The sequence below is a fragment of the uncultured Campylobacter sp. genome, assembly GCF_938017705.1.
Classification (GTDB): Bacteria; Campylobacterota; Campylobacteria; order Campylobacterales; family Campylobacteraceae; genus Campylobacter_B.
Genome location: NZ_CALIIS010000210.1, coordinates 1 through 26941, shown reverse-complemented (window position 1 = coordinate 26941; position 26941 = coordinate 1). Strand labels below are relative to the sequence as shown.

25 protein-coding genes are annotated in these 26941 nt (G+C 48.4%); 11 read left to right on the top strand and 14 right to left on the bottom strand.

Going from position 1 to position 26941, the window contains the following annotated elements; translation table 11 throughout:
* Together plsX and Q0605_RS09640 are read left to right on the top strand one after the other, a co-directional pair.
* Positions 1 to 999, top strand: a complete 999-nt coding sequence (gene plsX / locus Q0605_RS09645) for a phosphate acyltransferase PlsX (RefSeq protein ID WP_177388473.1) — start codon at positions 1 to 3, stop codon at positions 997 to 999.
* Positions 996 to 1994, top strand: a complete 999-nt coding sequence (locus Q0605_RS09640; protein ID WP_298706546.1) for a beta-ketoacyl-ACP synthase III — start codon at positions 996 to 998, stop codon at positions 1992 to 1994. The genes plsX and Q0605_RS09640 overlap by 4 nt, the downstream gene beginning before the upstream one ends.
* A 943-nt stretch (positions 1995 to 2937) precedes the next feature.
* On the opposite strand, the gene Q0605_RS09635 is transcribed toward Q0605_RS09640, so the two are convergent.
* On the bottom strand, positions 2938 to 3861 hold the full coding sequence (locus tag Q0605_RS09635) for a methylenetetrahydrofolate reductase (protein ID WP_298706544.1): 924 nt from the start codon (positions 3859 to 3861) through the stop codon (positions 2938 to 2940).
* A 94-nt stretch (positions 3862 to 3955) separates the two neighbouring features.
* On the opposite strand from Q0605_RS09635, the gene Q0605_RS09630 reads away from it, so the two are divergent.
* The 8 genes from Q0605_RS09630 (at position 3956) to Q0605_RS09595 (ending at position 11359) form a co-directional block, all read left to right on the top strand.
* On the top strand, positions 3956 to 6247 hold the full coding sequence (locus tag Q0605_RS09630; RefSeq protein WP_298706542.1) for a DUF87 domain-containing protein: 2292 nt from the start codon (positions 3956 to 3958) through the stop codon (positions 6245 to 6247).
* Between the two features lie 9 nt (positions 6248 to 6256).
* A complete protein-coding gene (gene plsY / locus Q0605_RS09625) occupies positions 6257 to 6913 on the top strand; it encodes a glycerol-3-phosphate 1-O-acyltransferase PlsY (RefSeq protein ID WP_298706540.1) in 657 nt (218 codons plus the stop codon).
* Entirely contained in the window at positions 6910 to 7227 is a 318-nt protein-coding gene (locus Q0605_RS09620) for a dihydroneopterin aldolase (RefSeq protein WP_291939954.1), read from the top strand. Before plsY ends, Q0605_RS09620 begins: the two co-directional genes overlap by 4 nt.
* Positions 7228 to 7303: 76 nt before the next feature.
* The gene (gene hsrA, locus Q0605_RS09615) at positions 7304 to 7975 is read left to right on the top strand and encodes a homeostatic response regulator transcription factor HsrA (protein ID WP_005871260.1); all 672 of its coding nucleotides are present in this window, start codon (positions 7304 to 7306) and stop codon (positions 7973 to 7975) included.
* Positions 7976 to 8013: 38 nt separating this feature from the next.
* Complete coding sequence (locus Q0605_RS09610) at positions 8014 to 9261, top strand: HAMP domain-containing sensor histidine kinase (protein ID WP_298706537.1); 1248 nt, start codon at positions 8014 to 8016, stop codon at positions 9259 to 9261.
* A gap of 49 nt (positions 9262 to 9310) precedes the next feature.
* The gene (locus Q0605_RS09605) at positions 9311 to 9556 is read left to right on the top strand and encodes a YfhL family 4Fe-4S dicluster ferredoxin (protein WP_005871264.1); all 246 of its coding nucleotides are present in this window, start codon (positions 9311 to 9313) and stop codon (positions 9554 to 9556) included.
* Positions 9557 to 10999: a Ppx/GppA phosphatase family protein gene (locus Q0605_RS09600; protein WP_298706535.1), complete on the top strand. Its 1443-nt coding sequence runs from the start codon at positions 9557 to 9559 to the stop codon at positions 10997 to 10999. It begins immediately after the preceding gene.
* Between the two features lie 144 nt (positions 11000 to 11143).
* Positions 11144 to 11359, top strand: a complete 216-nt coding sequence (locus Q0605_RS09595) for a hypothetical protein (RefSeq protein WP_298706532.1) — start codon at positions 11144 to 11146, stop codon at positions 11357 to 11359.
* A 526-nt stretch (positions 11360 to 11885) separates the two neighbouring features.
* Here the strand turns inward: Q0605_RS09595 and Q0605_RS09590 are convergent.
* The 3 genes from Q0605_RS09590 to Q0605_RS09580 are packed head-to-tail and all read right to left on the bottom strand — an operon-like array spanning position 11886 to position 13725.
* A complete protein-coding gene (locus tag Q0605_RS09590) occupies positions 11886 to 12191 on the bottom strand; it encodes a metal-sulfur cluster assembly factor (protein WP_005871269.1) in 306 nt (101 codons plus the stop codon).
* Positions 12188 to 13363 carry a peptidase M50 gene (locus Q0605_RS09585; RefSeq protein ID WP_298706530.1) on the bottom strand — a complete coding sequence of 392 codons (1176 nt, stop codon included), beginning with the start codon at positions 13361 to 13363 and terminating at the stop codon, positions 12188 to 12190. Before Q0605_RS09585 ends, Q0605_RS09590 begins: the two co-directional genes overlap by 4 nt.
* A gap of 17 nt (positions 13364 to 13380) precedes the next feature.
* Entirely contained in the window at positions 13381 to 13725 is a 345-nt protein-coding gene (locus Q0605_RS09580) for a hypothetical protein (protein ID WP_298706527.1), read from the bottom strand.
* Between the two features lie 144 nt (positions 13726 to 13869).
* Here Q0605_RS09580 and polA point away from each other — a divergent pair, with 144 nt between their 5' ends.
* The gene (polA, locus tag Q0605_RS09575) at positions 13870 to 16674 is read left to right on the top strand and encodes a DNA polymerase I (RefSeq protein ID WP_298706525.1); all 2805 of its coding nucleotides are present in this window, start codon (positions 13870 to 13872) and stop codon (positions 16672 to 16674) included.
* A gap of 633 nt (positions 16675 to 17307) precedes the next feature.
* Here polA and Q0605_RS09570 read toward each other — a convergent pair.
* The 10 genes from Q0605_RS09570 to Q0605_RS09525 all read right to left on the bottom strand — a co-directional run.
* Complete coding sequence (locus tag Q0605_RS09570) at positions 17308 to 18444, bottom strand: PLP-dependent aspartate aminotransferase family protein (RefSeq protein WP_298706523.1); 1137 nt, start codon at positions 18442 to 18444, stop codon at positions 17308 to 17310.
* 25 nt (positions 18445 to 18469) lie between these two features.
* A complete protein-coding gene (locus Q0605_RS09565; protein WP_298706521.1) occupies positions 18470 to 19204 on the bottom strand; it encodes an amino acid ABC transporter ATP-binding protein in 735 nt (244 codons plus the stop codon).
* Entirely contained in the window at positions 19204 to 19872 is a 669-nt protein-coding gene (locus tag Q0605_RS09560; protein ID WP_005871287.1) for an amino acid ABC transporter permease, read from the bottom strand. The genes Q0605_RS09565 and Q0605_RS09560 overlap by 1 nt, the downstream gene beginning before the upstream one ends.
* On the bottom strand, positions 19869 to 20618 hold the full coding sequence (locus Q0605_RS09555) for an amino acid ABC transporter substrate-binding protein (RefSeq protein ID WP_298706519.1): 750 nt from the start codon (positions 20616 to 20618) through the stop codon (positions 19869 to 19871). The genes Q0605_RS09560 and Q0605_RS09555 overlap by 4 nt, the downstream gene beginning before the upstream one ends.
* Positions 20619 to 20711: 93 nt before the next feature.
* The gene (locus Q0605_RS09550) at positions 20712 to 21455 is read right to left on the bottom strand and encodes an amino acid ABC transporter substrate-binding protein (RefSeq protein ID WP_297897887.1); all 744 of its coding nucleotides are present in this window, start codon (positions 21453 to 21455) and stop codon (positions 20712 to 20714) included.
* A 388-nt stretch (positions 21456 to 21843) separates the two neighbouring features.
* Positions 21844 to 23103 carry a glutamate-5-semialdehyde dehydrogenase gene (locus Q0605_RS09545; protein WP_298706516.1) on the bottom strand — a complete coding sequence of 420 codons (1260 nt, stop codon included), beginning with the start codon at positions 23101 to 23103 and terminating at the stop codon, positions 21844 to 21846.
* A 408-nt stretch (positions 23104 to 23511) separates the two neighbouring features.
* The gene (gene proB / locus Q0605_RS09540) at positions 23512 to 24633 is read right to left on the bottom strand and encodes a glutamate 5-kinase (protein ID WP_298706514.1); all 1122 of its coding nucleotides are present in this window, start codon (positions 24631 to 24633) and stop codon (positions 23512 to 23514) included.
* A gap of 282 nt (positions 24634 to 24915) precedes the next feature.
* Positions 24916 to 25578: a NapC/NirT family cytochrome c gene (locus Q0605_RS09535; RefSeq protein WP_298706566.1), complete on the bottom strand. Its 663-nt coding sequence runs from the start codon at positions 25576 to 25578 to the stop codon at positions 24916 to 24918.
* Positions 25575 to 26015: a cytochrome c3 family protein gene (locus Q0605_RS09530; RefSeq protein ID WP_002952455.1), complete on the bottom strand. Its 441-nt coding sequence runs from the start codon at positions 26013 to 26015 to the stop codon at positions 25575 to 25577. Before Q0605_RS09530 ends, Q0605_RS09535 begins: the two co-directional genes overlap by 4 nt.
* A 245-nt stretch (positions 26016 to 26260) precedes the next feature.
* Positions 26261 to 26941, bottom strand: a 681-nt coding sequence (locus tag Q0605_RS09525) for an FAD-binding protein (RefSeq protein ID WP_298706513.1), incomplete at its 5' end; no start/stop codon positions are given.

The window sequence follows — 26941 nt, the reverse complement described above, 5'->3', positions numbered from 1 at the left end:
ATGATTTCCGTTGCTATAGACGCGATGGGCGGTGATTTCGGCTGCGAGCCGATAATAAACGGAGTCGTAGATGCGCTGCGAGAGCGTAAATTTAATGCATTTTTGGTAGGCGACGAAGCGCAAATCAAGCCTTTTATTCCACAAGATCAAGGCTTTGAGAAATATATCACTTACGTAGCTGCAAGCGAAGTTTTCGAGATGAAAGAGGGCGCAACCGACGCTCTCAAACGCAAAGAGAGTAGCATCTTTAAAGCGGTCGATCTAGTAAAAGACGGCACTTGCAAAGCCGTAGTATCCGCAGGACACAGCGGCGCTACGATGAGCCTTGCTACGCTTCGCATAGGAAGGCTGAAAGGCATTTTACGCCCGGCGATTGCTACGCTGATGCCAAATTCCATAGGCGGTCGCACGCTTGTGCTAGATGTGGGCGCTTATGTGGATTGTAAGCCTGAGAATTTGTTTCAATTCGCGATTATGGGCGAAGCATACGCCAAGGAGATTATGGGTTTAAACGCACCACGCATCGGCTTATTATCCAACGGCGAGGAGGATAGTAAAGGCAACGAGGTAACAAAAGAAACCTTTCATATGCTTAAGAAGATGCAAAATTTTATCGGTAATGTCGAAGGCAATCAAATTTTTGACGGCTCCGTGGATGTCGTAGTTTGCGACGGATTTATCGGTAACATTATGCTAAAATCCAGCGAAGGTGTCGCAAGCGCTATCGGCAAACTTATTAAAAACGAAACGAAAAAATCCCCGATCGCCATCGCTGGCTCCATCTTGATGAAGCGCGTCTTTAAGATAATCAAAAAAAGCACGGACTACGACGAATACGGCGGCGCGCCGCTTTTGGGCGTCAAAGAATGCGTCATCATAAGCCATGGCAAAAGCACTCCGAAAGCCGTTAAAAATGCGATCTTTCAGGCGCTTAAATTTGCAGATTCCAAAATCAACTCCGCGATAGAAAGCGAAATTTCTTCAAACGAGCAAAAATGAAAAAAGCCTCGATGATCTCGATCGCAGCATATGCGCCGAGCCAAATTTTAACCAATTTCGATCTTGAAAAGATGGTTGAAACGACTGATGAATGGATCGTCAAGCGAACTGGCATTCATGAACGCCGTATCGCGAAGGGCGAAACCACTAGCGATTTGGGTATGAAGGCCGCAGCGCTTGCGATTGAGCGTAGCGGCTTACAAAAAAATGAGATCGATGTGATAATTTGCGCCACGATCTCGCCCGATTATTTCTGCATGCCCTCGACCGCGTGCGTTATCGCGGATAAACTAGGCCTAAATTTCGGCATTACGGCGTTTGATATAAATGCCGCCTGTACGGGCTTTATTTATCTTTTGGAGCTCGCAAAATCCCTCATCGAAAGCGGTGCCAAAAAACACGTGCTGATAATCGGTACGGAAAAGCTAAGCTCGATAGTCGATTGGAGCGACCGCGCTACGTGCATACTTTTCGGCGACGGCGCAGGCGCTGCGGTTATAGCGGCGCGTGACGATAACGAAATCATCGACATTCATACCGCTAGCGACGGCAGCAAGGGCGATCTTCTCATCACCGCAGCCCCAGGCAGCGTCAATCCACTCAGCCAAAAAATCATCGACGAAAAACTAGGCTTCATGCAGATGGCGGGGCGCGAGGTCTTTAAAATTGCGGTACCGACGCTTAGTAACGACGTCGTGGAGATTTTGGAGAAAAATAAAATTTCGCCCGAGCAGGTCGATCTTTTCATCCCGCATCAGGCTAATTTGCGCATTATCGAGGCGGTCAAGGCGAGACTGGAATTTAGCGACGAACAGTGCGTGCTTACGATCGGTAAATACGGCAACACGAGCTCGGCGTCGATCCCGATGGCGATAAATGATGCTTACGAGAGCGGCAGGCTCAAAAACGGCTCGCTTATGCTTTTGGATGCGTTCGGCGGCGGCTTTACGTGGGGCAGCGCGCTTTTGAAATTCGGCGGTAAGAGCATAAACTAGCGCTTTTTAAATTTTATTATCTTTGAATTTCGCCATATTTAAGAGTTAAAATTCCAAGCTTATTTACAAAACTAATTTCAAATTTATATTTATTCCGAGTTAGGTTTCAAAATTTTAAAATGAAGCGTTTGCGATTGAAAGCATATTATAATCTTGCGCAGTTAAAATATCGGCTTTTGCGTGAGATAGTAAAACGACGTTAGTCTTAGGTCTGCTGTTTTTTGGCGGCGGGCTTTTAGAATATAAAAGAAATCAAATATGCGATAGCTTAAATGGACGTTAATTTCAGCCGATTCTGCATTAACGGCTTTTAATTAGCTGCAAAGCTCGGCAAGTATTTTTACAGCGGTGTATGTGGATCTTTTGAGCGACCTACATATACGCGGAGAATTAAAATTCAAATACCAAAACGCTCACAACAGCAAGTATCAAATTGCCTTAGATTTGAAATTTAGCATAAACGCCGGTAAATTTAAATCAAATACTACGAATGGAAAAATAAAGGACGCTATGCCATGAGCGAAGAGGCGTCGTATCTCTAAATATCTATAGGGTATAAAGCCTCCAGGTATCTCTCGTTATCAATATATTATCTCTATATAGATAGCAGCGAGCCAGAGGGCGCAGCCACGCTATAGCTGCAGACTGAAGCGGTCAATGCGTTTAGTTTTAGCGCGAAAGCTACAGCGGTTTATAGGTTTTGATGGTAGGTCTAGCTCAATGCCATTGTAAGCATTGAAAAATTTCGCACAAAATATCATCTCACAATTATGGACGACAGTTATTAAAGCATATTATTGGGGCATTTTTTTATAAATTTTAAGTTCAAATTCCATTCGGATAAAATTTCGATTTATTTTTCAGAAATCGATCTAAAATTATTTAAAATTTCTCCGTTAATTTGGACTATCTAGAGTGTTGTTCGTGTGCCCAGTTTAAAATTTTAAATAACGTAAAATCCCAAATTCTCGTGCTTAAGGATAATTTTTCTGATCTCTTTTAGTAAGCCGAGCGAGGCTTCGATTTCGACGCGGCGGGTGCTGACACTCTCGACGTTTGCGCCCACGCTCACCCCTTTTGCGAGGGCGTATTTATAGATGAAATCAAACATCTCCGCGCACAGTGCTGTTGAACTTTGCAAGATATCGACGCTGCTTTGCAGTCGCTGCTGCAGAAAATCTGGCACCGAGATGCCAAGCCATTTCATAAACTCAAGCGTCTTTAGGCTACCGCACGGCGTGAAAGTAAAGATTATCGGCACCTTTTTGCACTCCAAAGCGGCGTAATCGTCGATGAAATCTTTGGCATTTTGCACATTATAGACCGCCTGAGTGATAAAAAATTCGCACCCGTCCGCAGTCTTCTCCGCGATTTTTAGGTGCTCGTCGCGGCTCTTTTCATGGCGTTCAGGAATGCAGATGCCGCCTAGGCAAAGATGCGGCGCCACGAGTCGCTTGAGCTCATAGGCGCAGCTTAGATGCAGTTTGCATTCTTCGTTTTTAGAGCTCGCCCCCACGAAAACGCCCAGTCCGCTTGCGGCATGCCTTAGAATTTCGCAAAATTCCGCTTCGTCATATTTGCCTACCGCGCGGTAGATGATCGCTTCTTTATCGGTATGTAGATACTGCGTGTAGTAGCGTGCAGGATCGATCGTATGCACAAAAGGGAAGGTCCGCTCATCTTTTGTGCGCGCGCTTTCGTCTTGTAGATCGTAGATAACGATACCGTCGCATTCACATTCGCTTAGGCGTTGCGACCACGCCGTACCTAGTCGCTCGAGCTCGTCTTGAGAGGACGTGATTTTAGGCGGGACGATGCCGTAGAGCAAAATTCCGCTTTTTCCGTTTCTAATTTTTTCTTTTAACACTTGCCATTCCTTGATTTTTCGCGCATTTTAGCAAATTTAAATTTAAAAATTTAAATGATATAATGCCGCACAAATTGCAAATTTAAGGAAGGCAATGAAAACGCTTCAAGAAAATTTAAAGCTTTTTTATCTGGGGCTTGAAAACGGCGAGCCGTTTTTGTATAAAAACAAGGATCTGACGACTCACGCGCTTATCATCGGAATGACCGGTAGCGGTAAAACGGGACTTGGCATCACGCTGCTAGAAGAAGCCGCGATCGATAATATCCCATCCATCATCATCGACCCGAAAGGCGATCTGACAAATTTAGCTCTTACCTTTCCGCAGATGAGGGCTGAGGATTTTGAGCCCTATATCGACGAGACCGAGGCGCAAAACAAAGGTCTTAGCGTGCACGAGTATGCCGAGCAGACCGCAAATACCTGGCGCGAGGGGATCGAGGGCTCATATCAAGATCTGGCGAGAGTGGAGCTTTTGAAAAACAGCGCTGATTTTAGAATTTATACGCCCAAATCAAGCGCAGGTCTTGGAATTAGCCTGTTAAGCGACTTTGAAGCGCCGAAGGGCTTAAACGAAGAGGATCTGAACAACTACGTCGGCGGCATCGCCACTAGCGTGCTAAGCCTTGCAGGGATCGGCAGCGATAATCTCAGCTCGCCGGAATTTTTACTAATCAGCCAAATTCTGTCCTATCATTTCGGCAAAGGCGAGGGGGTGAGCGTAGTGGATCTCATCGCACAGATCGGCAACCCGCCTTTCGATAAGATCGGCGTTTTCGACGTTAATACCTTTTTTCCGAGCGATAAGCGAATGGCGCTTGCGATGAAGATTAACGCGCTCATCGCAAGTCCGAGCTTTAAGCTTTGGTGCGAGGGCGAGCGGCTAAATATCGCCAAGATGCTCTTTGATGAAAACGGCAGAGCGAGGGCGAATATATTTTCCATCGCGCATCTAAACGACGACGAGAGGATGTTTTTCGTCACGCTACTTTTAGGTGAGATGATCAAATGGATGCGCACCACCAGCGGTACGAGTTCCTTGCGCGCCGTGCTTTATATGGATGAAATTTACGGCTTCTTCCCGCCAAACGGCAATCCGCCGAGCAAAACCCCGATGCTTACGCTGCTGAAGCAGGCTCGCGCATTCGGACTTGGTTGCGTATTATCGACGCAAAACCCGGTCGATCTCGATTACAAGGGGCTTAGCAACATCGGTACGTGGTTTATCGGGCGCTTGCAGACCGCGCAGGATAAAGAGCGCGTCATCAGCGGCCTAAGCGGCATCGGCTCAAATCCGATCGACAAAAGCGTGCTTATGGAGAAAATTTCAAATCTCAAAAAGCGAAATTTTTTGGTAAAAAACATCAACGAGGATGTGCTGCGGGTGATCGAGACGCGCTTCGCGCTAAGCTATTTAAAAGGCCCTTTAAGCAACGAACAAATTTCAAATTTAATGAAAGACAAAAAGACTGAAATTTCGTCCGTATCGGACGCCGCGCAAGGCATCAAATCCGCCGGTGCCGCCAAGCCCGTAGTTTCCGGTGAAATTTCGCAGCTTTACAGCTACGGCGCGAGCCTTGAGCTAAGCCCATATCTGTACGCAAGCGCTAAGATGCGATTTTGCGACAAGGGAGTCGATTTTACGCAGGAGCGCTCCTTTTTGCTATCGCTTTCGGACGGGGGCGAAATAGATTGGGGCGAGGCGAGCACGCGAGAAGTTGCAAATTTAAGCGGACAAGAGCAGGCGGGCTCGCTCTATGGCGCGCTTCCTAGCTTCATCGCGGGCGCAAAAAATTTAAACGCTCAGCTTAAAAGCTTTAAAGAATGGCTCTACCGCAACGAAAAGTTAGAACTTTTTAGCGCGCTTGATCTGCTCTCAAAACCGGGCGAGAGCAGGGAGGAGTTTTTTGTGCGCCTAGGCGATAAGGCAAATGAAGCTTTAGAGGCCAAAACCGACGAGATTACGGCTAAATTTGAGAAGGAAAAGGCGCGCCTTGAGGATAAAATTTCGCGCGCTAGCGAAAAGTATGAAAAGGAAAAGGGCGACGTGCTAAGTCGCGGCGTGGATGCGGCGCTAAATATAGGCGGAGCGATCTTGGGCGCGTTTTTAGGTCGCTCGCGCAGCGCTAGCAACATCTCCAAAGCAATCAGCGGAGCTAAAAGCGCGCATAAAATTTTAAACGAACGAAGCGAAGCTAAAAATGCCGAAAATAGCCTAAGCGCACTACAAGAGGAGTTGGAGGTGCTTACGCAGAAATTTGAGGCTGAAGTGGACGCGCTAAAACAGAGCCTGGATCTGAAAAATATTAAACTCGAAACGAAAGAAATTTCGCCGAAGAAAACCGACATCTACGACGAGAAAATTTCGCTACTTTGGAAGAGTTAAAGGGATTTTATGAAAAAATCGGGAATTTTAGAATTTTTACTTAGCATCGTTACGGCGCCGAATTTTTGGTGCTACTTTGCTGCGTATCTGATCGCTGCGATCCCCTTTGGGCTTTTGATCGGCAGATACCTAGGTGGCGTGGATATCAAAAGAGAGGGTAGCGGCTCCATAGGCGCTACCAACGTCCTTCGCGTCTTAAAAACTCGCGATCCGCAAAAAGCAAAAAAGCTCGCGATCCTCACGGTTGCCTGCGACGCGCTAAAGGGCGCCCTGCCGATACTGATCGCGCGGGCTTTAGGCTTTGATGAAAACGTGCTATGGAGCATGGCTGTCTTTGCAGTACTTGGGCATTGCTTCAGCCCGTATCTGAAATTTAACGGCGGTAAGGGCATTGCGACGGGCGCGGGCGTGCTTGCTTGCTTTATTCCTATCGAGCTTATCATCGCGCTTGCAGTTTGGTTTGTAGTCGGCAAGACGGTTAAAATTTCATCCGTAGCCTCGCTTGCAGCGGCGCTTGCGCTAGTCGTAGCAAGCTACGTGATCCATCCGCAGATGCCAGCAATCAACACTCATGCGCCGATCTTTCTGATAGTTTTCATCGTATTTTACAAACACGCGCCGAATATCGCCAGGCTGCTTAAGGGCGAGGAAAAGCGCGTAGTATGATTAAAATTTTAATCGAAAAGCTGGAATTTGGCACGATAATCGGGACGCTGGATTTTGAGCGCAAGCGCGAGCAGCGCGTCTGGGTGTGGGCGAAGTTCGGAGCGGAGGAATTTATCGACTATGCGCGGGTTTGCGAATATATCAAAGCGGAGTTCCGCGAGAAAAAATTTCGCCTCGTAGAGGACGCGCTAAAATACTTCGCGCAGGAGTTTCACTCAAAATTTCGATCGATGGATTATTTTTATATGAAAATTTTAAAGCCCGAAATTTTACAAGACGCGAGCGTCGGCGCGGAAATAGAGATAAAATTTTAAAATTTCTTTAAAAAATCTTGAAATTTTGCTTAAAATATGTTAAAATCGCCGCAAAATTTTAAGGCAAGGAAATTAAATGAGAATTTTAATAGTCGAGGACGAGGTGACTTTAAACAAGACGATAGCGGAGGGCTTGATGGAGTTCGGCTATCAGACGGATACTTCCGAGAGTTTTAAGGACGCAGAGTATTATATCGGCATTAGAAATTATGATTTGGTGCTAACCGATTGGATGCTAGCTGACGGCAACGGCATCGATCTCATCGCATTAGTTAAGCAAAAATCCGCGCGCACCTCCGTCGTCGTGCTATCTGCAAAAGACGATAAAGAAAGCGAGATAAAAGCACTTCGCGCGGGCGCGGACGATTTTATCAAAAAGCCTTTCGACTTTGACGTTTTAGTAGCGCGCCTTGAGGCTAGACTTCGCTTCGGCGGCTCAAATATCATCAAGATCGACGATCTTATCATTGATCCTGATGAGGAAAAAATTACTTACTTGGGTCAAGAGATCGAGCTCAAGGGTAAGCCGTTTGAGGTGCTAACTCACCTAGCGCGCCACAGCGATCAGATCGTCAGTAAAGAGCAGCTATTAGATGCCATCTGGGAGGAGCCTGAGCTCGTTACGCCAAACGTCATCGAAGTCGCGATCAATCAAATCCGCCAGAAAATGGATAAGCCTCTAAATATCTCTACGATCGAGACCGTTCGCAGACGCGGATATAGATTTTGCTTTCCACAAAAAGCCTAAGAGTCCGCTTTGTAATACAATTAGCATCCGCTTCGTTGATGCTAATTGTCATTTTTTCGGTGATGCTCTATAACTACATGAGGATTACTATCTTCGAAACTCCCGTTCAAAATTTAATCCAAAGAGCACAAAAAATCGTAGACACTTCTGTGCCGCCTGAGAAAATTTCATCTTTTTTACAAGACGCATCCGGTGAATACGAAAGCAAAATCATCGAAAACGAAAGTATCAATAAACCTAAATTTATCGAAAGCTCCGAGGATGGCAGGAGCTATTTACAGCTGCACTACCCTTATGGTAAGGATAAAATTTTAAGCATCAAAGCAGACGTGAGCGTCTATGCAAACATCGTAAATCAAATACTCATCGACATCATTTTGGTAAATTTGACTATGATATTTTTAGTGGTATTTTACGCGATGTTTCTCTCGCGCATGCTACTAATGCCGATTAAGCTGATCAGCCAAAGGCTCGCTTCGGTGGATGAAAAATTTCTAAAGCCGATCGACGCAGCGGAAATTCCAAGTGAATTTAGCCCGCTTTCAAACAGCATTAACCGCCTACTTGAGCGTATCGAGACCTTCATTTTGTATCAAAAAGAGCTTTTTATCGGCATCGCGCACGAGCTTAAGACTCCGCTGGCGGTGATGAAAACCAAAAACGAAGTTACGCTTCTTAAGCCGCGCGAGAGCGAGAAATATATCGAGGCGCTTAAAAATAACAACGATTCGATCGATAATATGAATAAGATGATCAGTTCGATCCTAGAGATCGGGCGACAGGAGGGGGCACAGTTCGAAGCGCCCGAGCAGACCGATATGATTGCATATCTACGGGAGCTATGCGTGGGCTTTAAAATTTTAGCGCGTACGGCAGGCAAGGACTTGACGATAGATCTTAAGCCTGAACAGCTTGAAATTTCGGTGCAGAAAAGTCTCTTTATGCATGTGATTCAAAATTTTATCCAAAACGCCATAAAATTTTCTCCTGATGGCGAAAAAGTACTGATCGAGAGCGAAATTTCGGATGGAGATTTCATCGTGCGGGTCGCAAACAAAGGCGAGCCGCTTAACGAAGAGATTGATTATTTTGCCCCTTTTAAGCGCTACGGCGGCAAACCGGGAGCCGGGCTCGGGCTATTTTTAGCCAAAAATGCTGCTCAAGCGATGGGCGCGCAAGTAGATCTTAAAAACGACAAAGGGCGCTCGCTAATCGTCGCGATTTTCAAACTTCCGCTAAAAAATTTAAGAAATAGCCCGAAATTCCGCTATTTTAAAACAAAATGAAGCTTTTTATGGTATAAACGCCATAAATTTTTTCGTAAGGTAAAATTATATGTCATTGTTGATTACAAAAGAATGCATTAGTTGCGACGCGTGCCGCGAGGAATGCCCTAATGAAGCGATTTTTGAGGATGAGCCGATATACATCATAGATGCCGATCGATGCTGCGAGTGCGTAGATGATTATTCAGAGCCCGCTTGCATCGTGGTCTGCCCGGTCGAGTGTATCATCACCGATCCCGATAATATTGAGACGGCGGACGAGCTGAAATATAAACACGTCCATATGGAAATTTAAATGCCCAAGCGCGTCGCAGTCATAGATCTGGGCTCAAATTCCGCCAGAGCCGTGATTTTTGAGCGCACTAGCAGGCTCGGGTTTTTTATCTTAGCGGAGCACAAGATCAAAATCCGCCTAGGCGAGGGCGCTTACGAAAACGGCGGAATTTTAACCACCGAAGCGATGCAGAAATGTCTGCTGGCGTTTAAAAAATTTAAAACCCTGGTATGCAATTACAAGGCCAAACGCGTGCTTTGCATCGGTACGTCCGCGCTTCGTGATGCGCCGAACGGAGCCGAGTTTATAAATCTCGTCCGCAAGCAAACGGGCATTGCGATCCGCAAGATAGACGGGCAGATGGAGGCGTATCTGGGCGCCTATGCGGCGCAGAATTTGCTTAGCGACTTTTCTGAGGGCGTTACGCTAGATATCGGCGGCGGCTCGACCGAGCTTGCTTACATCAAAAACGGCAGGATAGAAAATAAAATTTCTCTAAATTTAGGCACGGTGCGGCTAAAGGAGCTGTTTTTCGACCGCGGCGACACAAAGGGGCTGGAGAAATACATAAATAGCGAGATCTCGCAGCTCGGCGCCGAGTTTCGCACGCAAAATTTAATCGTAATGGGCGGCTCTGCGCGAGCGCTATCGGGCGCCGTGATGAGCCTGCAAAACCACCCACTAAAGATCGTGCATAATTTCAGCTACGATTATGAAAAATACGCGCCGTTTTTTGCCAAGCTGATGAGCGCAAAGACGCTTGATCTGGCGAAATTCCCGATCAAAAAGGACCGCTACGACACGATCAGAGAGGGCGCCATCATCTTTGATAAGATCGTAAGGCGCCTGGGAGCGAAAAAGATCATCACAAGCGGCGTGGGAGTGCGAGAGGGGGCGTTTTTAAGCTCGATCTTGCGCGGCGCAAACCTACCTAGAAGCTTTAATCCGAGCCTAAGAAGCCTCAAAGATCGCTTCGCTTCCGAGCCCAGCGAGGCTCCGAAGTTCGCAAAGGCGCTGTTTTGCGCGCTATCGCCTCTACACGGCTTGGGCGAAAAATATATTAAAATTCTGCAGACCGCGGCATCGCTTTGCGAGATCGGGCGGGCGATCGGCTTTTATGCCAAGCACGAAACCAGCGCGGATATGGTGCTCGGCGGGCTGAACTACCGCACGACGCACAAAGAAAAGGCGCTCATAGCCGCGATCATCTCGATGCACGGCAAGCGTGAGCTGGGAGCTACGTTCGCGCCTTTGAGCGCGATTTTGCCTGATTCCGCCAAGCTTGCCTGGCTGAGCTATATTTTGGAGCTTGCGCGCCTCTTAAGCGAAAACGCGCTAAAAAATTTAGAATTTTGCTTTGAAAACTCCACTCTTAAAATCTCCGGCGCGGATAATTTGATAATGCTTAAAGGAAGCCTTAAAAAGCTCGCGAAACCCGCAATTTTCGCCGTAAATTTCGTCTAAATTTAGCTTTAAATTTAACCGCTTGCCGTGCATTTGCGGATCTGCTTTAATTTTATTTAGCCGCGCCGCGTTTCTTTACAAAATTTTAATCAAACATGCAAATATAAATCGGAGCGATTACGCAGAATAATTGCAAAGAGGGGTTTGGCTTTATCTTTTGGTTTGAAATTTAACGCCTGTCGCGATCTGCTAGTTGTGCTCATAAACAGAGCGGCTAAATTCCATAGTTTTAAAATTTCATTGCGCAGTTTACAATATTTCGCAGCGCTATCCGCGGCTCTTGCGGCTAAATTTAAACTGCGATTCGCGCCTTACGGGGCGGCGTTTTGCGTTTTGGAAAAAAGGAAAGTAGATGGGTGAGCGGGTCGGCGAGCAAGCGCACAGACGGGAGAGCAGGCGAGCTAACTAGATGCAGGCAGGGGCGGGGCGCAGGTGGCGCGATTAAATTTAAAATATTGCGCCGCGCGCGGTATTTTGCAAACACAAATCGTTTGATGACGCTCGCCAAATCGCGGTTATGCGGTCAAATTTTAGATCGTGTAAATTTATAACTAAGCGATAATCAAACGGCGGTGCGAAATTTAATTGAGTTAAATTTTAGATCGCTCAAATTTAAAACGGCGGCGAGAAATCGCGCCGCAGCAAGAATGCCCAGCTATCTGCGCAGCGCTCCGAAATTTCGTGCAATATTCCAGTGATCACGCATCGCTTCAGAATTTAGTGTAGCACTGGGCGATCCACACAGCACTTTGGCTTTTTACGCAGCGCTTCGGGCGATTCGCAGAAAAGAGTCGGACAATCCGCTCAACGACCGAGGCGATATGTAGAAGCGCCCGACGACGAGTGCGGCGTCCTGAGCAATCCGCAAATATCCTTCGTGCGAGCTCTAAAAACGCCCCAGAGCCTCTTTGACGTGATCCTCCGCCATATCGATATTCCACATCGGCTCAAAGACGAGATCGATCTCCACTTCGCCGACGCCCTCCACGCTCTCGGCACCCGCGCGCACCCATTCCACCATCATCTCATGCAGCGGGCACGACTGAGTCGATAGCGTCATCGTGACTTTGGCGTTGTTTGCCTCATCTACCGCTACGTCGTAGATGAGCCCTAGCGACACGACGTCAAACCCCACCTCGGGGTCCACCACGGCGCGAAGCGCGTCGTAAATTTGCTCTTTCGTTACTTTCATTTTTCCTCTCCGAATTTTATGTAGTTAAAGATATTTACGATGTTTACTAGCACCAAAATTATGCTTGCCGCTTGCAAGATCAGCGCGGGCGTTAGCGCTCCGAAGCTCGCGCATGCAAGCGCTAAGACGTTCGGCACGCAGGCTGCGTAGGCGATCTTTTTGATTATCATATCCTCTAGCATAGGGATTTTGCGCTTACCCACGAAGGGCGAGACGTAGTGGTACCAGATGAGAAAAGGCGCGATTTTATAAAGGTGCGCGACGATGAAGGCGAACAAAAAGCCGTATAGTAGCCAAAACGCCGCCGCATCCGCGCGACCCATGAGCCAAAATGCCGCGCTAAATCCCAAAGCCGCCAGCGAGATGTAGACGTTTAAATTCCAATAATCTATCGCTTTTCGCACGCGCCTAGCCAGGATATAGATCGCCTGAGCCGCAAAGCTCGCAAGCGCGGCAAAGGCGATGAAAATTCCAAAATCTTTTAGCAAAAACGGCCCCGCGAGCAGATACAGCGCCAGCGAAGCTTTTGCTAGTGCGAAGCTTAGATTGTGCGCCAGGCTAAACATCGGCAGCAGCACGCACGCGGCACCTACGATGACGAAAAACACGAAGCCCAGCACGAAGTATATGTGATATGATAAAATTTCTGAAAAATATACTCCGAAAATCTCCACGCCGCTAAGCGCTAGCACGAGCGCGAAGCCAAGGCTGATCCCTACGGCTAAAAACGCAGCCGAGATCGCAAGCGCTACGGCGGGGAAGCTCCATTTGGGCGTGCCGATGAAGCTTAGTGCGTAGCAGATCGTAAAATAAAATAGGCTAAGCAGTAAAATGCCGCCGCCTGCGTGCATCAAAGGGATGCTTGAAAGCAGCAATCCCGCGCTTAGCAGAGCCACGCCCGCAGCGTAAGCAAAGAGATTTAAAAACACAAATTTGACGGTGAAAAATTCCTTTTGGATGATGACGGAGGTAAGCTGATAGAGCGCTCCGATGATTATGCTGATTACGAATCCGAGCAAAAATACGTGAAAAAAGCTCGCCGTCTGCGGCGCTTGGATCGCGCCGAAATCGGCCTTTAAAAAGCTCGCCGCGCTTAGAAGCAAAAAGATAAACCCGCAGATGAAATAGCCGCCTACGATGCGAAACGGCGGCGAAAATGTCGTGATATTCATCTAAATTTTAAAGCCCTTTAGCCGTGGCACTTCGCGTCGGTGTCGAAGCCCTCATTGACCGCGCCCGGTTTTAGGCTGATGGTGAGCTTGACCGCGTCGCCGTCCAGATCCTCGCGTGCAATGTCAAATTTAGACTCGATCTTCGGGATTAGCCCCATCGGAAATTTATGATTGACCATGACGACCTTTTTGGTTTCGTCTTTTACGAAATTTAGCGCCACCAGCGCATTTACCATAGGCTCTGGTGGGACGCATTTGCGCGAATCAAAGCCGATGTATTCTATGCCGTCTTGCGATTTTTTATAAAATTTCACCGTAGCGCCCGCTGCGTCAAACTCCTGCCAGTCTGTGAAAAAATCCATACCTGATCCTTTTTTAAAATTTCGCGCGATTATATAGCAAATTTTAAAATTTTGAAATGAGGTAGGTCAAGTCCTATTTGGAATTTGTAAATTTAGCCGAATTTTAATACACTACGCGTTAAAATTTTAAATCCGAGGACCATTATGCAGACCATCACGATCATCGACACGTTCGGCTTTTTTTTCAGGCTCTATTACGCTATGAGCGGGCTTAAAACAAAAGACGGCAAACCCAGCGGCATGGTGAGCGGATTTGCGAGCTTCATCGCAAATCTTTCGAAGGAATTTAAGAGCGATTATATAATTTTCGCTCTGGATAGCAAGGGCAAGACCTTCCGCTCGGATATCGATCCGAACTACAAAACTAACCGCCAAGCCCCGCCGCCCGCACTTTTGCAGCAGCTGCCGGTCTGCATCGAGATGATCGAAAAGATGGGGCTTTACTCGCTCGGACGCGAGGGCTACGAAGCGGACGATCTAATCGCAAGCGTCGTTAAAAAGCACGGCGCCACGCATAAAATCAACATCGTTACCTCCGATAAGGACCTGTATCAGCTCATCGGCGAAAACGTTAAAATTTACAGCCACGGCAAAAAGATGCTTTACGGCAGAGAGGAGTGCTTGCAGCGCTACGGCGTCTATCCCGAGCAGATCGTGGATTTTTTGGCGATCTGCGGCGACAGCGCCGATAATATCCCGGGCGTGCGGGGCATCGGCGACAAGGGGGCGAAGAAGCTTTTAGACGAATGGGGCTCGCTCGATGAGATCTATTCAAATTTAGACCGCCTGCCGCAAAACAAACAGCGCGAATATCTGATAGAAGGGAAGCAGAGCGCCTACATAAGCAAGCGCCTGGCCACGCTTTACGACGAGCTGGAAATCCCGCCTTTGGAGGACGCGAAATTTCCGCAGCAAAATCCGCTTTTTAAAATCCGCGAAATTTTAAAAGACTACGCGCTAAATAGGCTTCTTTCGGCGTTAAGCTTGCAGGAGCAGAACGGACTTGATCTTTGGAGCGCGGGCGCAAAAAGCTCCGTTTTGGGCGCGGGCGGCAAAGGCTCTGCCGCAGAGCCGTCTTGCGGCGGCTCTATTTTGGACGCTGCGGTAGGGGGGTTAGACGGGCAAAATTCTATCCCGGGCGGCTCCGCTTGCGGCGGACCAAATTCAGAGAGCGCTTTTAAAACGCCCTTTGAGCCTATTTGTATCACTGATGCAGCGGAGCTTGCGAGGCTGTGCGAAGGCGTCAGCGCCGATACCCTAGTGAGCTTCGATACGGAAACCACTAGCGTTGACAGCAAAAGTGCCAAGATCGTGGGCTTTTCGTTTGCATTTAACGAGGAGCGCGCCTACTACGTCCCGCTCGCGCATAGCTATTTGGGCGCTCTGGCTCAAATTTCTTTGGACGCCGCAAAGGCAGCGATCGGCTCGCTGTTTCGTGGATATGTCGTGGGGCAAAATTTAAAATACGATTTTGAGATCGTGAAAAATAATTTTAATATCGAGCCGCCCGCGCGCTTTGCCGATACGATGGTGCTAGCCTGGCTGCTTGATCCCGCAAACGCCGTGGGGATGGACTCTATCTCGCCGCGGTATCTGGGGTACGAGACTGTTCATTTCGGCGACGTCGTCAAAAAGGGCGAGACCTTCGCCTCCGTGGAGCTGGACGCCGCTACGATCTATGCGAGCGAGGATGCGTGGGTGACGCTGAGGCTGTATTTTAAACTCAAACAGCTGCTCGAACCCGCGCTTTTTAAGCTCGCGCAAGAGCTTGAGTTCCCGTTCGTGCGGGTGCTTTGGCAGATGCAAAGATGCGGCATCAAGATCGACGCGGAGATGATAGAGCGCCTTATCGCGCGCAACGAAAAGTCCCTGCGAGCGCTCACGGATGAAATTTATGAGCTTTGCGGCGAGCAGTTTAATATCAACTCTCCCGCTCAGCTCGGCGCCGTGCTTTTCGAGCGGCTTGGGCTACCTGCGGCGAAGCGCACGAAGACGGGCTATAGCACCGACGAAAGCGTGCTGAAGGATCTTACGGCGCTACATCCCGCGGTGGGTAAAATTCTAGACTACCGCGAGCTGTTTAAGTTGCAAAGCACCTACTGCGAGCCGCTGCTACAGCTTGCTCTGGCCGATCCGCAAAACCGCGTCAGATCGAATTTCTTGCAGACCGGCACGGCCACCGGGCGGCTAGCGAGCAAAAATCCGAACCTGCAAAATATCCCAGCACGCGGCACGTTTGCGAAGGACGTGCGGGATTGCTTCCTAGCAGACGAAGGCTACTCGCTGATTTCGCTTGATTACTCGCAGATCGAGCTGCGCCTGCTCGCGCACTTTTCGCGCGATCCTGCGCTTTTGGCGGCGTTTAGGGCGGATGAGGACATTCACGCGCGCACCGCGATCAGTATTTTCGGCGACGCGCAGCCCGCGCACCGCACGATCGCAAAGAGCATAAATTTCGGCCTCATCTATGGCATGGGCGCGGGCAAGCTAAGCGATAGCCTGGGCATCGCGCGCGCCGAGGCAAAGGGCTATATCGAGCGCTATTTCGCGGCGTTTTCTACGATCAAGGATTTTTTGCAAAGCATAAAATCAGACGCGAAAGAGGACGGCTACGTAAGCACGCTTTTTGGGCGCAGGCGCTATTTCGACTTCGCAAACGCGCGCAACAACATGGTCTATGCGAGTTACGAGCGCGAGGCGGTGAATACGAAATTTCAAGGCTCCGCCGCCGACATCATCAAAAAGGCGATGGTTGAGATTTCGCCGCTGCTAAGTGGCGAAGCGCGGCTGATATTGCAGATCCACGATGAGCTGATTTTCGAGGTGCGGGACGAGGCGGCGCAGAGCTTCGGCGAGCGCGCGCAAGAGATTATGCAAAGTGCGGCGAGCCTGAACGTGCCCTTAAAGACGAGCCTAAACATCGCCAAGCGCTGGGGCGAGCTGAAGTAGCTACGCTAAATTTAAAACGCGGCTAAAATTTTAAGCGAAATTTAAACGGCGCGAAATTTTAAATTTTGAGCAGGACGGGGCTTAAATTTGTCCAGTTTAAAATTTGGCTCATCAAATTTTAAACCGAGCGATTGCAAATAGCTGGCGCGGTGGGGCACAGATCCGCCGCCGTCTTTAAAATTTTGATTAAATTTAAGCTCCCCACTCGGCAATATCAAACGGCGGTTAGATAGATTTATCCAAATTAAATTTAAACGATGTGTTTTAACAAGAGGTCTGGATAAATCTTGCCGTGCGTATAAATTAAAATTTCATTTCAACGCCGTAGTGGCAGAATTTTTAAATTTAAATTTTACGCAAAGCCGCGTCCCTCGTGAAATTTAACGAGTGAAAATTCATACAAAATTTAGCCCGCGAGAAAATAGACATAGGTTTTGCGAAAAGGAATTTTTAGAAAATGAAATGATCGGCGGGCCTTTTTAAACCGGCGGCTCGTAAAGATGAGCGCCCTTATAGCCTCACAGCGAAGCTATAAGGATTTTGGACGAAATTTTGGTATGAATTCTGCGAGCCCGCGTAAATTTTACAAGCCTGTATAAAATTCTACAAGCTTACGTAAATTCTCCGCGCCGCCTATTTTTTAGATTTTTCTAGCGCGGCGGCAAGGTCCGCTATGAGATCGTCCGCGTTTTCGATGCCTATGGCTAGGCGCAGCAAATTTTGACTGATGCCGATGCGCTCTTGCAGCTCGCGCGGATAGCTCTCGTGCGTCATCGACGCAGGATGGCAGATCAGGCTCTCTACGCCGCCCAGACTAACCGCCAGATCGAATAGCTCAAGGCTGCGCGCAAAAGTTTTATAGTCGTATTGCGGCTTAAGCACCAGTGAGATAACCGCTCCGATGCCGCTGGCTTGGCGATCTTGTATCTCTTTTTCGTTAGCTGAATGCGAGCCCGCGAAATTTACTGCCTCTACCGCAGGATTGCCGCGTAAAAATTCTATTATCTTTAGCGTATTTTCGCTCTGGCGGTCGAAGCGCACGCTTAGCGTTTTAAGCCCACGTATTAGAGAATACGCGTCGGTAGGCGATAGCGTCGCGCCCAGAGTGTTTTTCATAAACTGAATTCTTGCGGCAAGCTCATCGTCGTTCGTCGTAACGATGCCGGCGATCAGATCGGCATGCCCGCCTATGTATTTGGTTGCGCTATAAACCACGACGTCTGCGCCGTGCTCTAGCGGGCGCTGATAATATGGGGTCAAAAAGGTATTATCCATCACCACAAGCGCACCGTTTTTATGCGCGAGCTCGCTGATGCGCTCAATGTCGGTTACGCGCAAAAGCGGATTTGAGGGCGTTTCGATGAAGACCATTTTAACGTCGCTTGGAATTTCGGTCATCAAATTTAGATCGTCCACCAAGTCGTAATTGATCCCTTGATTTTTAAAAATCCCGCTTACGTAGCGATAGGTACCGCCGTAGACGTTGTTATTTAGCAGCACGCGATCGCCGCTTTTAAGCAGCGAAAACGCAGCGCTCGTAGCCGCCATTCCCGAGGCTAGCGCGAAGGCGTATTTGCTGCCTTCAAATTTTGCGAAAAGTTCCTCGAAGGCGTTGCGCGTAGGATTTGCGCCGCGCGAATAGGCGTATTTGCCGAAATCATCCAGGCTTTCTTGCACGAAGGTGCTGGCTAGATATATCGGCGGAATCACCGCATTGTGGGGGTTGGACTTGGCCTCTATGCCCTTTACGATTAGGGTATCTATTTTCATCTTTTCTCCTTAAAATTTAATGGATTTAAAAGCTCATCGCTCCGATAAATTTAGCTATGCGCTCGTCGCCGCTACCGAAGAATTCCTCTGCGTCGCCGTCGAATGCGATAACTCCGCCGTCTAAGAATAAAATTCTATCTGCGATCTTGCGTGCAAAGCCCATATTGTGCGTGACGATGATAAGCGAGCGATCCTCTGCGGCAAGCTCGGCTATAGTCTTTAGCACCTGCGCCTCAAGCTCGGGATCAAGCGCACTCGTAGGCTCATCCAGCAGCAAAAACTCAGGCTGCATCGCAAGCGCTCGCGCGATCGCCACGCGCTGGCTCTGACCGCCGGAGAGGCGAGCCGGATACGCGCCAGCTTTATCCGCCATGCCGACTTTTTTTAGCAATACCATTGCATTTGCCTCGGCAAGCTCGCGTGGCTGCTTTAGCACGTGTATGGGCGCTTCGATAACGTTTTGCAAGACGTTGAGGTGCGGAAAGAGATTGAAGCTTTGAAAAACCATGCCCGTATGCGCGCGGAATGGATGATATTCGCTTGTTTTATGCGGAGCATCGAAATTTATCTTAAACTCGCCTAGCTGTAGCTCGCCGCCGCTTGGAATTTCGAGCAGATTTATGCAGCGCAGCATCGTAGATTTGCCGGAGCCGGAGCTTCCTAAAATCACTGTCGTTTGCCCGTCGCGAAATTCTAAGCTTAGCCCATTTAGCACGACGTGATCGCCGAAGCGCTTAGTTAAGTTCGTAAATTTTATCATCACACGAACCTTGAAAATCGTCGCTCTAGCTTGGATTGTAAGAACGTAAGAAGGGTGCAGACTGCTAGATAAAATAGCGCCGCCAGCACGTATAGCGTAAGCGGATCGAATGCCCGTGCGGCGATACGTTGAGCGACCATAAACATATCGACCATCGTAATCGAGGCTACGAGCGAAGTGTCTTTAAGTGTAGAAATAAATATATTTGATAGCGGCGGCAGCGATATGCGAGCGGCTTGCGGAGCGATAATGCGGCGCAGGATTTGAGCATAGCTCATGCCTAGCGAGGTAGCCGCCTCCCATTGCCCCTTTGGCACTGATAGGATCGCAGCTCGCACCGCCTCTGAAGCGTAAGCGCCGATATTGAGGCTAAAGGTAATGATCGCAGCAGCCCAAACATCAAGTGTGATCCCAACGATTGGAAGCCCGAAATAGACGATAAAAAGCTGCACCAAAAGCGGAGTGCCGCGAAAAATCCAAATATAAATTTCGCTTAGCTGCTTTAAAATTTTAAAATTTGCGATGCGTGCGACCGCCGTCAGCACCGCAAGCACGAGCCCGAGCAGAAATGAGATTATCGTAAGCGGGATCGTAACTTGCAGCAGGGCTAGTGCCATCGGCTCTAGCGAGCTGCTAACAAGCTCTAGAATTCTGCTTGTTTCGTTCATTCACTCACATCTTTGCCGAAATATTTAAGCGAAATTTCTTTTAGCTTGCCCTCGGCTTTGAGTTCGTTTAAAGCTCTGCTGATTTGATCTGCGAGCTCTTTATTACCCTTTTGCACGATTGCAGCGCTATAATCGACGTCTTTTAGCTTTGCAGCGATTTTAATCGGAGCGTTCGGGCGCTGCTTTAAAAAGTCGTAAAATACGGTATTATCGCGCACGACGGTATCTACGCGGCGGGCGATCAGCAGCTCCATACTTTTGGCGAAACTATCGACGGTTACGTTTTGCGCGCCGTATTTTTTAGCGACTTGTGCCCAGTTGCTGGTAGCGGAGTCTGCATTTTTCTTGCCTTTTAAATCCTCGAAGCTTTTAATGTCGTTGTTATCTTTATGCACGATGATAGCTCCGTAAACGACGGTGTAGGGCACAGAATACTCATATTTTTTCTTGCGCTCATCAGTGATACTTACTTGATTAAACACAGCGTCTGCTTTGCCTGCATCAAATGCTGCAAGCATCGCATCCCAAGGCGCAGTTAGAAATTCTATTTTTAGACCAAGCTTTTCGGCGACTGCGCGTGCGACATCTACGTCGTATCCTACGAGCTCATTTTTGTCGTTATAATACGAAAATGGCGAAAAGGTGCCTTCCGTAGCTACTTTAAGCGTACCTTCGCGTAGTGTTTTAGAGTTCGCGCCGCATATTAAAAGCGCGCACGCAAGCAAAGTTTTTATTAAATTTTTCATAATTCCTCCAAAATTTTATGAGCGAAATTTAAAATGCAAAATTCCGCTCAGCTAAGTTTAAAATTCCACGCTTCAACTAAGCGGTCGTAGAATTTATTCCGTAATATCTTTGCCAAAATATTTAAGTGAAATTTCTTTCAGCACGCCTTTTTGCTTTAGCGATTTTAGCGCGGAATTTATCTGCGCCGTCAGCTCGTCGTCCTTTTTAAGCAGCACGGCGGAATAGATCGGCTCATTGCCTTGAGCTGCGATCTTTAGCGGGGCGTTCGGGCGCTGCTTCATATAGTCGAAAAATGTGATGTTATCGTTGATCGTAGCGTCTGCGCGACGAGCTATGATAAGCTCCACACCCTTGCTAAATCCGTCTGCTGTGACGATCTCAGCGCCATAGCTACGCGCCATGTCTGCCCAGTTACTGGTAGCGGAGTGGACGCTTTTTTTGCCTTTAAGATCCGCAAAACTCTTAATCTCCTCGTTATCAGCTCGCACTACTAGCGCAGCATAAGCCACGGTATAAGGCTCGCTAAAATTATATTTTTTCTTGCGCTCCTGCGTGATGCTTACTTGATTCATCGCTATGTCCGCTTTGCCTGCGTCAAATGCCGCGAGCATCGCATCCCACGGCGCGGTTAAAAATTCCGCCTTTAGCCCTAGCTCTTTTGCTAGTGCGCGAGCGATATCGACATCAAAGCCGGTAAGATTATTTTTCTCGTCATAGAAAGAATACGGTGAGTAAGTCCCCTCCGTGGCTATTACGAGCGTGCCCTCTTTGAGCGTCTTAGCGCTTATGGTAGCGGTGATCAGCGCTGTTGCGAGCAGGGCTTTAAATATTTTCATTACATCTCCTTGAAATTTAGCTATCGCTCGCGCTGCGAGCAGATGCGCGATTATATCGTGCGGAATATATAATTTTTATTAAAAATTCTAAATTTTAGTAAGACGTGATACAAAATTTCGCCTGCATGACAAAACTTTAGCGTCATATATTTTTAAAATTTTGACAGAGGTGATTTATAAAATTTCAAGTTTATTAGGTAAAAGTATCGCAGGTTAAATTTAGCCTGCGATACGAAATAAAATTTGCAAGTATTTCGAGGCGATTTTTGGGGTTGCGCGGCTAAAATTTTGCGCAAGCTAGACTTCTGCTTGCAGTTGCGAGCGCAAGAGAAGCAAAATTTCTCTCAAAAGCGCTCGCAAGATAAGCCTTTTAGAAAAAGACGAGCCGCTAACGAATTTGCCCGCCTCCGCGGACGACGTATTTATAGGTCGTGAGCTCTCTCACCCCCATCGGCCCTCTGGCGTGCAGCTTTTGCGTGCTGATGCCGATCTCGCCGCCGAATCCAAACTCGCTGCCGTCGCTAAAGCGCGTCGAGGCGTTGGCGTAGACGACCGCGCTGCCGACTTCGTTTAAAAACCGCTCGATGTTTGCGTAGTTTTCACTCAAAATCGCGTCCGAATGCCCGCTGGAATGCGCGTTTATAAAGCCAATCGCCTCGCTTACGTCCCGCACGGCGCGTACGGCCAAAACGAGATCCAAAAACTCGGCGCCAAAGTCGCTCTCGCCTGCAAGTTCGACGTTTTTAGTGCCTCGCAGCTCCGACTCGCACGCGCCCAGAAGCTCCGAGCTCACGCGAAACTCGACCTCCGGCATCTCGCGCACAAGCCCCGGTAAAATTTCGCCTACCACGCGCTCATGCAAAAGCACGCACTCTACGGCGTTGCAGACGCTTGGGCGCTGGGTTTTGGCGTTTTTGATTATCTTCGCAGCCTCGTCCAAATTTGCGCTCTCATCGACGAAGATATGACATACTCCGGCGCCCGTCATGATGATCGGCACGGTCGCGTTTTGCGCAATAAAATCTTTTAAATTTTTGCCGCCTCGCGGTATCAAAACGTCGATATACTCACTCATTTTCGCCATGTGCGCTACGACTTCGCGTTCGGCGCTCTCCACGAGCTGCACCGCGCCTGCTGGTAAGCCAAATTTCGCCCCGGCTTCGTTAAATAAATTTACTAAAAAAATGTTTGAATTTAGCGCACTAGCACTGCCTCGCAGGATCGCTGCATTGCCGCTTTTTAGCGCCAGAGCCGCCGCGTCGATGCTGACGTTTGGACGGCTCTCATAGATGATACCAAGCACCCCCAGCGGCACGCGCACGCGGCTGATTTGCATGCCGTTTGGATGGCTCCAGCCGCCTAGATTCTCGCCCACGACTTCGGCGAAGCCCGCCACCTCGCGCACGCCCTGCGCCATCGCCTCGATACGGGCGCCCGTTAGCCTTAGGCGGTCTAGCAATGCCGCGCTAAGGCCCGATTTCTCGCCGCTTGCAAGGTCTTTGGCGTTTGCCTCTTTTATCGCGTCCTTTTGCGCGAGCAGCTCGTCCGCCACAGCGTTTAAAATTTCAAATTTAGCCCTGCTATCAAGTCTCAAAAGCTCGCCGCAAGCGGCCTTTGCGCGCTTACAGATCTCTAAAATTTCGTTCATTTTCGCTCCTTAATCTATAAATCAAATCGCATGCTGCGTATAAAAATGCCGCGAGCGTCGCTTCTATCGCGTCTAAAATTCCAGTGCGTCTTATTTTTATCCGCGCACGACGGCTTAAATTTAGCGCGCTTTGGGCCATTTTATTTCGGATTTTCTTGCGTCAAAATTTCGCTTACTCGCCAGGCATTACGCCCAACCTTCTCATTTCAATTCGCGCATAGCGCTTTTACGTAATCCGTCGGCTCCTATCCGCACAGTTCAAAAACGTCTAGCTCGCCGTTTTTATCGGCGTCCGGTTCGTCAAATTTTGCCGTCCACGCCGCGCCCGCCAAAAGTAGCGCAAAAAATATAATCTTTTTCATCTTCGCCCTCTGTTTAAAATTTAAACGCGCGAACACGGCTAAAATTTCATTGCAGCGCGATATTATCCGCGTGGATCGCGTCATCGTCGCTTTTGTAGCCTAAAGCATGCTCTATCTCATCGCTTTTTGCGCCCGCTATGCGCTCAAGCTCGCAGCTTGAATAGTTGCTAATGCCGTGCGCCAGCAGCTTGCCGTCGGTCGCGTAGACGTTTACGATCTCGCCGCGCTCAAACTCGCCGCGCACCTCGGCAATCCCGACCGCAAGCAGGCTTTTGCCCGATTTTATCGCCTCTGCCGCACCCGCGTCGATAATCACCGCGCCTTTGCTAATCGCGCCGTATGCGAGCCAGTATTTACGCGAGCTAAGCCGCGCCGCGCCCGCGCTAAAGAGGGTGCCGACCTCGTCGCCCGCCGCTATTTTAAGCAAAATTCCGTCCGTACGCCCGTTTGCGATGATCAGACTCGTGCCGATCTGATTTGCCATTTGCGCCGCCGCGATCTTGGTCGCCATGCCGCCCGTGCCGAATTTACTGCCCTCGCCGCCTGCCATTTTGACGACGCGCTCGTCGATTTTTTCAATAAAGCTTAAAAGTTTTGCGTCCGCATGCTCGCTCGGATTTTTGTCGTACAGCCCGTCGATATCGCTTAAAATCACGAGCAGATCAGCATCGATTAGCCCCGCTACTAGCGCGCTTAGCGTGTCGTTATCGCCCACTTTGAGTTCATCTGCTACGACGGGATCGTTTTCGTTTATGATCGGTACGATGCCGCGCGAGAGCAGCTCCGCGCAGACATTTCGCACGCTAAGATAGCGCGCCCTGTCGCTAAAATCACCGCGGCTTAGCAGCAGCTGCGCGATAATGCGGTCATGCGCCCAAAACAGCCGCTCGTAAAGATGCATCAGCGCGACCTGCCCGACCGCCGCCAGAGCCTGCTTGCGGCTTAAAATTTTAGGTCTTTGCGCGATGCCTAGCAGCCCCATACCCGCGCCCACCGCGCCCGAGCTTACCAAAGCCACGCAAAAGCCCGCATCTTTTAGCTTGCAAATTTGCGCGACTAGACTTTTGATGAGCCGCTCATTTAACGAACCGTCCGCATTAGTAAGCGTTGAGGTACCGATTTTTACGACGATACGTTTTGCGCCGCCCAGAAGCTCTTTTCTACCCATTTTCCGCTCCGAAATTTTTGAAAATTATATCGAAAACGGCTTATTTTAAATTTTATGTTTTGAGCTGAGTAGATGCGAGCTTTTGGTTTAAATTTATTCTCGAGTAATTCTAATAAAGCGTAGAGATAGTCTGTTTACGAAGATCGTAACGGGAGATAAACTCCCGTTATCGCGCGAAATTTTACTGACTTAAAATTTACCGGATCCTTGCTAAAGCGCGGCGTTGAGCTTTAGTTGCATCTCCACGTCGTCGCTAACGAGCAAAATTTTCTTCATTTTAGCCTACTTTTTGGTGGCATTGCCTTCTTTATTTTCTACTTTCGGCCCCACATAATCCTCCCCGAAATATGCCTTCTTGATCTCTTCTTTTTTGATTGCGGCTTTCTTTTCGTAGATTTTGTATTCAGGCTTCCAGTAGTTTAGCATATTGTTTAGCCCGCTGTGGCCTACCTCGGCGTGACAGCTAGCGCAGGTTAGTTGCTTATCGGTATTTAGCAAGCTTTGATAGTGAGCGTGCATCTTTTGAGCCTGGGCTGAGGTTAGCTTATTATCCACCAAATTCGTATGGCAACTAACGCAACCGTTATCAAATACGAAGTGCTCTCTTTTCTCTCTATTTTTATGCCAGTCTATAGCCTCCGGGTCTTTAAAGAAATGAATATATCCCTCCATTATTCCGTTTTTAGCTTTAACTAGGACGTATTTGGCTAGGTTGTCGTGAGGTATGTGGCAGTCTACGCATTTAGCCCTTACTCCGCTTTTACCTTTGCCGCTATGTACGTCGTTACTATAAGCTATAACCATAGGATCCATCTCGTGGCATACTACGCAAAACTTCTCTCCGCTAGTTTCTTCTAGGGCGTAATGCACGGGTAGTACGACTAAAAACCCTATAATGCCGCTTACTAATATAATAAGCGCTAGTACTTTCTTTGAAATTTTCATGGCGTTACCCCCATCCATTGCGGAACTTCGTGTTCGTGGCACTCCGTGCACATATTGGTTGATTTTTTATGCTCGTTGTGGCACTCGTCGCAGTATAGCGTAGGGCCGTCGTGAACCGAGTTGTGAGGATTTGCTTTTAGCAGATCCATGTATTCTAGTCTTTTAGCTATCTTTTTCTTGTCGCCGTGACAGGATATACAGCCCTTATCGCCTATGGATTTAAATTTACTAGCGTCGTTTCCTTGTCCTTCGTGACAATCAAGACAGGTGAAGCTTAGCTTTTCGTGATGAGGCTTTAAAGGGTGTTTGGCTCGCAGCTCGTCGGTGACGTTAAGATCTACTAAAGACGTTATCTTTGCGCTTGGTGCACCTGCGCTAAATGCAAAAGAGCATAATAGCATAGACGCGCACAAGGCGAGAAACGCTTTATGTTTCATGCGAATTCCTTTCGGATGTCAAATTTACAAATTTAACTGCAAATTCGGCTTTAAATTTAAAAAGCATTGCAGGCTGAATTCTCGAATTTAGTCTTAAATTTGACCTGCGATACGAAATAAGATTTGCAAGTATTTCGAGGCAGATTTGAATGTTGCGACGAAAATTTCGGTCAAGATAAGGCATATAGCCTATCGCCGACCGAAATTTTATAGCTCATTTAAAGACGCTCAAAAGACGCCGTAAATTAGCCTATATTCTCACCGGCTATCATACCAAACGTTAAGCAGTCTGCAATTGCCACGCTACCTAAGCGGCTAGCTCCGTGTACGCCGCCTGTGATCTCGCCTGCGGCAAATAATCTTGGGATCGGCATCTCGGTTTTTAGCGAGATGACCTGGGCTTTGGTATTGATGTCGATACCGCCCATCGTGTGGTGGAGCTTCGGCGTGCCGCGTATAGCGTAAAAAGGCGGTTTAGAAACGTCATAGCCGTCAGTAGTAGTTTTATCTAAAGGCTTGCCAAAGTCATCATCTTTGCCTGCTTTTACGAAGCCGTTATAGCGCTCGACGGTCTTTTTTAGCTCATCGGCTGGAATTTTATAAAATGCCGCAATTTCATCGATGCTATCAAATTTTTTTAAAATTCCCGAATTTAAAGGCTTTTCGAGCTGCTCGGGAAGTAGGGCTTTTACGCCGTTTGCGTCGCAGAAATTTATCGGATAGTTGCCGTCGGTACCGATGACCCTAAACATCGCCTGAGCCCTAGTGCGGCGGTCGGCTAGCTCGTTCATATAGCGTTTGCCCGTTTTAGGGTTTACCGAGATGCCGTAGCGGAAGCTTGCATTTACGTTAAACAACGAACCTACTCCGAAACCTTTTTCATCTGGGCAAGCCCATGGGCCAAACTGTATCCAGCTAAGCTGCAC

Bases quoted from the DNA above. Each gene is read 5' to 3' on its own strand.
- Q0605_RS09570 (WP_298706523.1), bottom strand. From the start codon at position 18,444: ATGAAAATAGATACCCTAATCGTAAAGGGCATAGAGGCCAAGTCCAAC.
- Q0605_RS09605 (WP_005871264.1), top strand. From the start codon at position 9,311: ATGTCATTGTTGATTACAAAAGAATGCATTAGTTGCGACGCGTGCCGC.
- polA (WP_298706525.1), top strand. From the start codon at position 13,870: ATGCAGACCATCACGATCATCGACACGTTCGGCTTTTTTTTCAGGCTC.
- Q0605_RS09580 (WP_298706527.1), bottom strand. From the start codon at position 13,725: ATGGATTTTTTCACAGACTGGCAGGAGTTTGACGCAGCGGGCGCTACG.
- Q0605_RS09590 (WP_005871269.1), bottom strand. From the start codon at position 12,191: ATGAAAGTAACGAAAGAGCAAATTTACGACGCGCTTCGCGCCGTGGTG.
- Q0605_RS09600 (WP_298706535.1), top strand. From the start codon at position 9,557: ATGCCCAAGCGCGTCGCAGTCATAGATCTGGGCTCAAATTCCGCCAGA.
- Q0605_RS09535 (WP_298706566.1), bottom strand. From the start codon at position 25,578: ATGAAAATTTCAAAGAAAGTACTAGCGCTTATTATATTAGTAAGCGGC.
- Q0605_RS09610 (WP_298706537.1), top strand. From the start codon at position 8,014: ATGCTAATTGTCATTTTTTCGGTGATGCTCTATAACTACATGAGGATT.
- Q0605_RS09560 (WP_005871287.1), bottom strand. From the start codon at position 19,872: ATGAACGAAACAAGCAGAATTCTAGAGCTTGTTAGCAGCTCGCTAGAG.
- Q0605_RS09555 (WP_298706519.1), bottom strand. From the start codon at position 20,618: ATGAAAAATTTAATAAAAACTTTGCTTGCGTGCGCGCTTTTAATATGC.
- Q0605_RS09585 (WP_298706530.1), bottom strand. From the start codon at position 13,363: ATGAATATCACGACATTTTCGCCGCCGTTTCGCATCGTAGGCGGCTAT.
- proB (WP_298706514.1), bottom strand. From the start codon at position 24,633: ATGGGTAGAAAAGAGCTTCTGGGCGGCGCAAAACGTATCGTCGTAAAA.
- Q0605_RS09545 (WP_298706516.1), bottom strand. From the start codon at position 23,103: ATGAACGAAATTTTAGAGATCTGTAAGCGCGCAAAGGCCGCTTGCGGC.
- Q0605_RS09640 (WP_298706546.1), top strand. From the start codon at position 996: ATGAAAAAAGCCTCGATGATCTCGATCGCAGCATATGCGCCGAGCCAA.
- Q0605_RS09620 (WP_291939954.1), top strand. From the start codon at position 6,910: ATGATTAAAATTTTAATCGAAAAGCTGGAATTTGGCACGATAATCGGG.
- hsrA (WP_005871260.1), top strand. From the start codon at position 7,304: ATGAGAATTTTAATAGTCGAGGACGAGGTGACTTTAAACAAGACGATA.
- Q0605_RS09530 (WP_002952455.1), bottom strand. From the start codon at position 26,015: ATGAAACATAAAGCGTTTCTCGCCTTGTGCGCGTCTATGCTATTATGC.
- plsX (WP_177388473.1), top strand. From the start codon at position 1: ATGATTTCCGTTGCTATAGACGCGATGGGCGGTGATTTCGGCTGCGAG.
- Q0605_RS09630 (WP_298706542.1), top strand. From the start codon at position 3,956: ATGAAAACGCTTCAAGAAAATTTAAAGCTTTTTTATCTGGGGCTTGAA.
- plsY (WP_298706540.1), top strand. From the start codon at position 6,257: ATGAAAAAATCGGGAATTTTAGAATTTTTACTTAGCATCGTTACGGCG.
- Q0605_RS09565 (WP_298706521.1), bottom strand. From the start codon at position 19,204: ATGATAAAATTTACGAACTTAACTAAGCGCTTCGGCGATCACGTCGTG.
- Q0605_RS09550 (WP_297897887.1), bottom strand. From the start codon at position 21,455: ATGAAAATATTTAAAGCCCTGCTCGCAACAGCGCTGATCACCGCTACC.